This is a genomic window from Clostridiisalibacter paucivorans DSM 22131, assembly GCF_000620125.1.
Classification (GTDB): domain Bacteria; phylum Bacillota; class Clostridia; order Tissierellales; family Clostridiisalibacteraceae; genus Clostridiisalibacter; species Clostridiisalibacter paucivorans.
The window spans coordinates 32,022-40,942 of record NZ_KK211079.1 but is presented as its reverse complement, the minus strand read 5'-3'; the positions used below and the strand labels follow the sequence as shown (position 1 = coordinate 40,942).

At 24.3% G+C, this 8,921-nt stretch carries 8 protein-coding genes; all 8 read right to left on the bottom strand.

Annotation, left to right across the window (positions count from 1 at the left end):
• Positions 1-293: 293 nt before the first annotated feature.
• Genes cmr6 through Q326_RS0116220 form a run of 8 tightly spaced genes read right to left on the bottom strand, consistent with a single transcriptional unit; the run spans position 294 to position 8,672 of the window.
• Positions 294-1,400 (bottom strand): type III-B CRISPR module RAMP protein Cmr6, encoded by a 1,107-nt coding sequence (cmr6, locus tag Q326_RS18105; protein WP_051531598.1) that lies wholly within the window; start codon positions 1,398-1,400, stop codon positions 294-296.
• Between the two features lie 15 nt (positions 1,401-1,415).
• Positions 1,416-1,787 carry a type III-B CRISPR module-associated protein Cmr5 gene (locus tag Q326_RS0116250; RefSeq protein ID WP_026896300.1) on the bottom strand — a complete coding sequence of 124 codons (372 nt, stop codon included), beginning with the start codon at positions 1,785-1,787 and terminating at the stop codon, positions 1,416-1,418.
• The gene (cmr4, locus tag Q326_RS17760; protein WP_051531596.1) at positions 1,784-2,593 is read right to left on the bottom strand and encodes a type III-B CRISPR module RAMP protein Cmr4; all 810 of its coding nucleotides are present in this window, start codon (positions 2,591-2,593) and stop codon (positions 1,784-1,786) included. The genes Q326_RS0116250 and cmr4 overlap by 4 nt, the downstream gene beginning before the upstream one ends.
• A 13-nt stretch (positions 2,594-2,606) precedes the next feature.
• Complete coding sequence (locus Q326_RS0116240; protein ID WP_026896299.1) at positions 2,607-3,668, bottom strand: type III-B CRISPR module-associated Cmr3 family protein; 1,062 nt, start codon at positions 3,666-3,668, stop codon at positions 2,607-2,609.
• Positions 3,668-5,239 (bottom strand): type III-B CRISPR-associated protein Cas10/Cmr2, encoded by a 1,572-nt coding sequence (gene cas10, locus Q326_RS0116235; RefSeq protein WP_026896298.1) that lies wholly within the window; start codon positions 5,237-5,239, stop codon positions 3,668-3,670. The genes Q326_RS0116240 and cas10 overlap by 1 nt, the downstream gene beginning before the upstream one ends.
• A gap of 6 nt (positions 5,240-5,245) precedes the next feature.
• Positions 5,246-6,400: a hypothetical protein gene (locus tag Q326_RS0116230; RefSeq protein WP_026896297.1), complete on the bottom strand. Its 1,155-nt coding sequence runs from the start codon at positions 6,398-6,400 to the stop codon at positions 5,246-5,248.
• A gap of 14 nt (positions 6,401-6,414) precedes the next feature.
• Complete coding sequence (locus Q326_RS0116225) at positions 6,415-6,927, bottom strand: hypothetical protein (protein WP_026896296.1); 513 nt, start codon at positions 6,925-6,927, stop codon at positions 6,415-6,417.
• A 41-nt stretch (positions 6,928-6,968) separates the two neighbouring features.
• On the bottom strand, positions 6,969-8,672 hold the full coding sequence (locus Q326_RS0116220; RefSeq protein ID WP_026896295.1) for a CorA family divalent cation transporter: 1,704 nt from the start codon (positions 8,670-8,672) through the stop codon (positions 6,969-6,971).
• Between the last annotated feature and the right edge of the window lie 249 nt (positions 8,673-8,921).

Here is an 8,921-nt window from a genome sequence, read left to right as displayed (position 1 = left end):
GCCGTTTCAATTCCTCATAGGTAAGGTAATATCTAAATACATTAACAATCAAACTAGGCTCTCTATATCCGTTTCAATTCCTCATAGGTAAGGTAATATCCCATTACAACTTGGTATCCATGTCAATGTACAATTTATTCCAAATTAATTTTATTCTTTATATCTTATTCTACATAAAGATCAAAAATCCTTCTAATTATAGTAATTTTCTTTAATATATTGATTTTTATACAAAAAAATAATTGTCGTCGACCTCCAGGGGTTTTTGCACTACTGTAGGTCGACGACAATTGTTATTCTTCATCTAATATCTGTTTTATTTTCTGCACTTTATCATATTGTTTTTTTTGTTTTTTTCTTTTTTTAGTGTCCCATTTACCTATTTTAATCCATTCATCTTTTATATATCTTGCCAATTTTAATCTTTCTTCTTCTTCTAATTCATCTAATTCATTAAATGCATCTATTAACTTATCATGACGTTTTTCGTTAGAGTATTCTTTGTCTACAAAGTAAATTGTTTTTTCAACTCTACTTAATTTATCAATTTCTTTTTCCTTTTTATTTTCTATTAATTCAATTAATTTAGCTTTGCCATAAGTTTCGACAAAATTTCCATATCCTAAATTGGTCTTTGCTCCTATTCCTAAATCTAACAATATCCTTCTAAACATTAACAATTTTTCACTTGTTTTTAGTATACCATTTTTTAAATTAAATCTGAATTTCATCACAGTATTAGATTTTATTTTAATAAACTTAATAGGTATAGGATTTTTAAATTCATCTTTATAATGAGGAGTTATATAATCTTCACTCAATATCTTTTTAGATTTATTCTCTGTTATATTTAAGATAGCATCGAAAAAAATATCCCTATCATATGCTCTTTGTCTTATTTTTTTTTCATTATAATAACTAAACCCAGAAAATATTTCTTCACGCAATCTATCTATATCTATATTACAAGATTCAGTTTTTATATTTTCTTCGCTATCTATAATAGTTTTTATGTATTCTTTATAATTAAATGCATTCCTTAATAGCCCCTTTACAGATGAACCATTTATAACTGGTAATCCTGTAGTATAGTCAAAATTAAGTCCAATTTTAATTTCATCTTCATTTCCAACTTCATGCATTACCCCACTACCTACCAATAATCCTGGATAATCAACTTTTAAACAAAAATAGTCTTTAGCTATTACATTTTCTGATTCATGTTTGTCTATATTAATTCCATCAATATCCATTTGATAGTTTAATATTCTTTTATTTTTATTTTTTGCATCAAAATCAAGTGTAAAATCATTTTCCCTATCTTTTCGTTTCTTTATTTTTATTTCATTATTTTTTCTAAAATAATCTTTATAAAAAAGATATCCTAAATTGCCTTGCATATCATTATTGCCCCCTTAGTTAGTACTTTTTTCAAAATCAAAAGATTTTAGTACTAGTTTTAAAGCTATAGCCGCATTAAGTATGTCTTCCTTTATATATTCTTTGTCTTCATATTTGTCAATATATTCTAATAAACTTCCTTTATTTGACTTTTCTTCATCTATAATTTTAAATATAGCCTTTATAATAAATGGACGTTCCTTTTTTGATTCAGAATTGCTATTTTGAAAAAATGCAACTGCTGGCATTAATCCACTTTGTATTATACTGGCTCCAAATTGAGATATATAACCTCGGAATTCTCTAGGTATTGGCTTGTCTTTAAATTTTTGTCTCAAAATCTCTATAGCTTTACTCATATAATTCTCAACTTTTCTTTTATTCATCTTTTATCACCAACTAATCCATTAAATTTAAACATTTCAGTATATCCATAACCAATAGAAGCATTAGCACCTATCTGAATCATATCTTCACTAAGTATATTCTCAAAATCTTCAATATATTCTCCATCCGATATAACCCCAAAATAAAAGATTGACTCTCTAGGTACAACTTCTTCATACCAAAGGTTTTTACTTTCACCATTCTCAAGATGATTTCTAGCTATTACTGGTAAATTATTAACTATATCTTCAAATATGTCATTTGACAACAAAGCTATATTTGTTCCTATTAAATTTTCTATTTTACTAATATCTTTGAAATCTTTTTTTAAACAGTCATAAGTTTCTATCTGAATATTCTCATCATTTCCACAATCTCTAAATATAACACATTCATTTTCATTAACTAATCCCTTAAAATTATTCAAAACTTCTTCTAATTCAGTCCCGTCCCCAAAATAATTTAAAAATTTCAAGAAATTATTTATTGTTTGAGGGCATACAGCTCTAAAAAAATAATTTTTATTACTTCTTACTGGCATAGTTAAAAGATTCCCACTAAAAAACTTATATCTTCCCATATTGTCAGAATTACCAAATATGTGAACAACTTTATTGCTTTCTTTCCCTAACTTACTACTAAAGTATTCTTTTAATGCTCCTTTTAAACTTGATGAATTAATTACAGGATATTTATTTACTATATCTCTTTGAACTTCATTATCTACTATATTATAATTAATATCTCCACTTCCAACATGCATATTAGTAAATAATTTAATTAAATAAATCTTTTTTTTATCCATAGAAACCCCTCCATTAATCTAAATAAATGTTATATCCTATTTTCCTCATGTTCTTTTTTTCTTCTAATTTCTTCTTAAATTCTTCTTTCTTTTCCAATTTCAAATAGAAAACACTACCTTTTTCTAAAAAAGTATATTTAGTATTAATTCTATTAAAAGTATATTTATTTTTTGTTTTATCTAAAAAATATCGTGTTGTTCTATTCCTAAAATCAGTTGTAGTGGCTACATAAAATTGGCAATATTCACTAACATCTTCAATATATGTATCTCCTAATAGTAAAACTCTATCATTATTCCTTTCAATCTTTATTCTTTCTATTAAGTCAATATCAGTTTTTTCTACCTCCATTTTAAAAGCTGACTTATTTGCACCTAAATATACTATATTATCTTCTAAATTAAAATCATTATCTCTTATATCTAATGTAAAACAAAAACATATCTTTGGATTTAATCTATAACTAATTTCTTTAAAAAGAGTTTCTTTTTCCAATTCGTTTTCTACATTTTTTTTATTACCAACCCTTTTATCTTCACTAAATATATCTTTATATTCTTTGATATTTTTCCCATCAAAGCTAATAAATTGATTTGATAATCCTTTTTTAGCATTATACTCTTCTGGAAGTAATACTTGTCCAAAATTTGACTTAACTCTTTTTTCAGCCTTAAATGGTATATATTTCTTTGTGCTGTTCTCACATTTTAAATTTTGATCTTTAGGCATTTTTATATAAAAATTATTTTCTTTTGATGAATATAAAAATACTGGTGATATCTTATTAATAATTCCAAATTCTTGGTCTGTATTATTTATATTAAAGCTGCCTTTTCCTATTAATCCCTTGATTTTTTCCATTTCTTTATTATTATAATTCCAGTTTGATTTTAAAAGTCCTTTTTGTCTTATTATCTCTTTTCTAATCATACCTAAAATAGTAGTTTGCTGAGGAAAATCTTTAGAAGTAACTATATAATTTTCCCTTTCACCTTTTTCATTTTTATTTTCAAAAGTCTTCTCTCCACCGAAGAAAAAGTTTTCAATGGGTTTTAATTTAATTAAGTATTTCATTACTCTTCCCCACCTTTTTCATTGAAAAATTTAATAGTTTTTAATATAGCACTGATTCTTTCCATTTTTTTGTCTATTTCTTTTTTTTCTTTTTCATTACTTTCTTTATTCTCTTCACTAAAAATTATCTTAGTTATATTCTTTGTTGAATTTATAAACTCTTTTATATTAGGTTCCTTATGTACTTCTTTTCTAAATTTATTTTCAAAATAGTTGTTAAATTGTTTTTCTATATCATCAAATACATTGAATAACATTTTATCAGCATTTAAACTATGATATACTGATGAAATACTTTTTTTATTATCAAAATAGCAATCCAAAATATTTAAAAATTCCTCATACTCTTTACTATTCTTATTAAATGTGCATCCAAACCCTTGTCCACTATGTTTTATTACTTCAAAAGACACTGCATTTTTATCTATTTTATTATTATTATCTCTTAATTCATATTTTTTTGCTCTGTCAAATAATAATTTAGATGTATTTTTAAGAGCCTCATATAACTGATATTTGTAATATACAATAGATATTCCAAAAGATATACTAGGCGTATTATCCTCATATTCATTAAATGAACAATCAAATTTTTTTGATATATCATTTAATAACTTAAATATATTTCTACCTTCTCTTATTACAGGAGCAAAAAATAATATATCATCTCCTCCTGCATATATAGTCATACCATCATATTCCTTTATTAATTCATGAGATCCTTTTGCAAACTTAAGTAGTTTTTTTGAAAACTCTTTTCTTTCTTCATTATTCTTTAACGATCCTATAAGTTTACCTATATTGTCTCCATCAGCTTGTACTATAGCTACATATTTATATGCTTTTTTATCATACTTTTTAAATTTTTTATCATCTGATATTCTGTTTTTTAAATCTTTGTAAATGTCATTGTAAACATCTTCTACATTTTTATTGCCATCTCGAAAAATATCATATCTTTGAATTTCTTCTAAGATATCTTTTGTTGCTATTTCTGCTAATGACCTAATATAGTTTAAATTATCTTTACAAAACGCATCATTAAATAGAAATCCTTTTTTTATATTTTTATTGCTTAATCCTTCTATTAAATAATTTCTGCTTTCATTAGGAACATAGCTTTCCATCAATTCTAGAGAACTCAAATATTTATTCATTTTCATAATAGGATCTTCATTTTCCTCTATATCTAGTGACAAATAATATATTTTAAAATATTTTTTAACATACATATTAACTTTATTTTTATCAACCTTAAGTATATCTGAAAATTCATTTGATAGTTCTTCTAAAATACTATCAATTATACTTTTTAACTGCTCCATATCTTTATCTTCATTTTCTGTTTTAAATATCATTCTATCCGAAAAAAGTCCTATCTCATTTTTACCTTCAAATAGTTCATCATCTATATATGGCAAAACAAACTCTTTATCATCCTTCAATTTGTTAATTATATTTTTCATAATATATGAAAATATATAACTACTTCCCCATAGCTGTCCTGTATCTCTCGCAGATTGCATAGTTTCTCCAATAGGTCCTATAGTAAGTCCTATATATTTAGACATGCATTATCACCCTTCCATATTTCTTTTTATATCTTCAAATATTGCTTTAACTTCTCCAGGATACTCCTCTCTATTAAATGCAAAATGAAAAAAATCATCAAAATCAAATTCTTCTGGTGTTTTTAATTTAAATCCTTCTTCACCTTTTTTTGAAATGATAAACTCTTGATCTAAATATCTTTTAGGAATTTCTTTAGCCTCAAAATGCACTACAAACTTATCTTCTTCATCTAATATCTTGAAAAATATAGGTGACTGGAACCTTTCTATTTCTTTCCCTTTGTCTTTTTTTTCAATTAATTGTCCTTCCCATATTTCGCTCGTAGATAAACCAAATAAATCTTTCATAAGTTTAGGCTCTAAATCGTCATTCCAACTTTTTTCACTAAATAATTTATTTTTAATTTCATCCTTGTCCCATCTTATTTTCTTACTTATACTATATTCTTTAATAAGAGGATCTATTATGTTCCTTCTTAATCCACTTCTTAAATAACTATAGAATTTGTCTATGTTCCCAAATACTTCTTTATATTTATCCCAAATATCTTGATTTTTTGTATTTTCGTTTGGAATGGAAAAATGATATTTCAATTTTTTTACTTTATCTACATCTTTAAATTTACCCCTTGCCCCATTTAATTTATAATCATTATTAGAATTTATAAAAAAAGATCCAAAACCCTTAGACTGCCTTGTACCAAAATTGTTTTTCATAAAAAATTCTGGCAAAACTTCAATTATATTATCAATTATATCTTCATAAAAAGATATAAATACTAGCTTTAAATTATTAGAAAATACAAAACCATATTTATCTTCATTATTTTTTCCCATATTAGCAAAAAATAATGGGAATGATTCTCCTATTTTTAACTGTTTGTTTCTTATTTTTTCTATATTTTGTACTTTTACTCTATAGTTAAATGGTCTAACATCTCCATATTTATATTCAGTAGAATTATTATATCCAATTAAATACTTTCCATAGTCTTTAATATCCTTTTTTTTGAAAAATTTTTGATGAATAAATCTGTCCAGCTTTGGTTTAAGTTCTGTCATTCTTAAAGTTGCATTTTCTTCACAGTGTTGTTGAAAATGTATCATTGGGGTATGTTGCTTAATTTCTACTTCCAGTTTATGTAATTCAGTATTATACAATCCTATCACTCCCTTTAATATTCATCTTTCCCCTGTAATATTTTTATCAATACTTTGGCAGATGTTCTTGCATCTTCTAAAGGATTATGCTTTAAAATATTCTGTTTATTTATTATAATATCTCTATCTTTTAATGGCTCTATGCCTTTTATGAATAATACTGATGCTATATCCATAAAAGGATACGGTCCTAACCATTTTCTATTATCAAAATCATCATTTATACATTTTTTAAATAAATTATATTCAACTGGATATGGACAATCAGCTACAGTAATAGAGTCTTCTCTATACTTCATATAAAATTCCCAAAATTTATTTCTTAATTCATATCGAGAATTATATTTATTTATATGTTTTATATTTGGTATTACATTTTTTATTACCCATTGATCCTTTACTTCTAATACCTGGGAGCTACCATTAAAACAATCTATTTCTTTATATCCATCATAAACTACAGCTCCAATAGCAAAAATATCTCCATAAAGACCATCACTTTCAGCATCAACACAAAATATTTTCATTATATCAGTCCTTTATTTTATTTTTAAATTTATATAAACTATTAAAATTTATATAGAACTATCAAAAGAGTTATCAAAAGAATTACAATAATTCTTTCTTTATTATCCATATGTTTAATAGTATCTTTAATTAAATTATATAATTTACCAATACTAATTATTGGTGTATATTGCCTTAAAAATATACTTATAATGCATATAGGAAATATTATATACATATAAGTCCAAATCAAACCTGTTTTATTTGTAAACCATTTTATTAAATCATTGGGGTTTGCAAAAATATTCATGCCAAAAAAACCAGTGAAAAAACTTGGTATTGCAATTAAAGCCCCTACTAATGTTATTATATTAATCTTTTTATTAGTATTTCTTTCAGCTTTTAATGTAGCATAATTATATAATTTTTCTATTTCATTATTTAAATCCTTAATATCTCTTTCAATATTCATAGAATTTATTAGCATCTCATAAATTTCTATTCCTTGTTCTTGTGCTGTAACTTCTCTAAAATATAATCTATTCACAAATTCTATATATCTCTTATATAAATTATCTATCTTAGATATTAATATTTGATCTGAACCATTATTTTCTTTATCTATTTCAAAAGCAGATATACTGGCTGCTTCATTAGAAAAACTTATAATAGATGCCCTCAATGCCAATACTAATGCAGTCATCTCATAATACATAGTTTTAAAATGGTTTCTCAATATATTTGTTTCATAATAAGCATCTCCAGCAACTCCTAAAAAAGAATATCTAGTTATACCATATACCGTTCCATAATTTAGCCATCTTCTATAAGTATGTTTTTTAATAAGGTCTTGCACCATATCTTCATCTTGTATGGTTAAATCATCATTATCTACAAATAATAATTTTGCCCATTTTTTATTATTATCTATATTTTTAGTTAATAGTGAAGATATATATTTATTGTTAATGAAGTTAATAATAAACATGCGATCATCAATAATAGGTGTTATTAAAATCCTATCATCTTGTTTGTCTTCTTTATAATATGTAAAATCATCATTCCCTAAAATCTGCATAATTGTTTTAGATATATATGTATATTGTCTAGGATTACTACAATTTCCATATGTACTATCTGACATTGTATGTAATACATCTGTAAAATCCTCTTTTATTTTTCTTGGATATCCATTTTTATCGTTTAATGTTATAGATAATTCATCTGCTAAAAAGCTATTCTTTACACAATCCATAGGATAAAATTGAGGATATATTCTTCTTCCAAAATCATTTATATTAAGTATATCTTCAAAAGCTTTAGTACAAAAATCAATTTTGCTATAATTTTCTGTCTCAAATGACAATATTCCTACCCCTGTATTAAAGATTTTCAACTTAATAGAATTAATTTTAAGCTTATATTCTTCTTTTTTTTGTTTTAACTTAATATTATAATAACCTTCTTCAAATTTATATTCATAATTATTTACTATACAATTTTTTTTATCTTTTTCTTTTTTTACTCCATTTAATATGGCATTTCTTACAAAAGGGTAAAAATATATATAACTTCCATAATCAAAATCATCCTCAATTTTAAATTCATTAACTTCCCAATTATTTTTTTTTAGTTTACGGTCTATTTCTACAATATTAGTATCTAATTCAGAATTACTGAACTCCGATTTTTTTATGTCCCATTTAAATGGAAACATAAATATATGTGTTGATACAGGTATATTTTTATTATCTTTCTTGTTCATATAAAACTCCTTTTAATTTAAACTTTTGATTCCTATATACATATTTCAACAAAATAAAAAAGAAACCCTCTGTCAAAAAAGGACTTCTTTTGTCGAAAAATGTTTATTTTTTATAACCATATATCTATATCCATTTAAACTTAAAAAATTTTTAATTCTTCATAGGTAAAGTAATAACATCATAATTCAATATGACCAATATATGACTCAAGAAAGTTTCAATTCCTCATAGGTAAAGTAATAACCGTG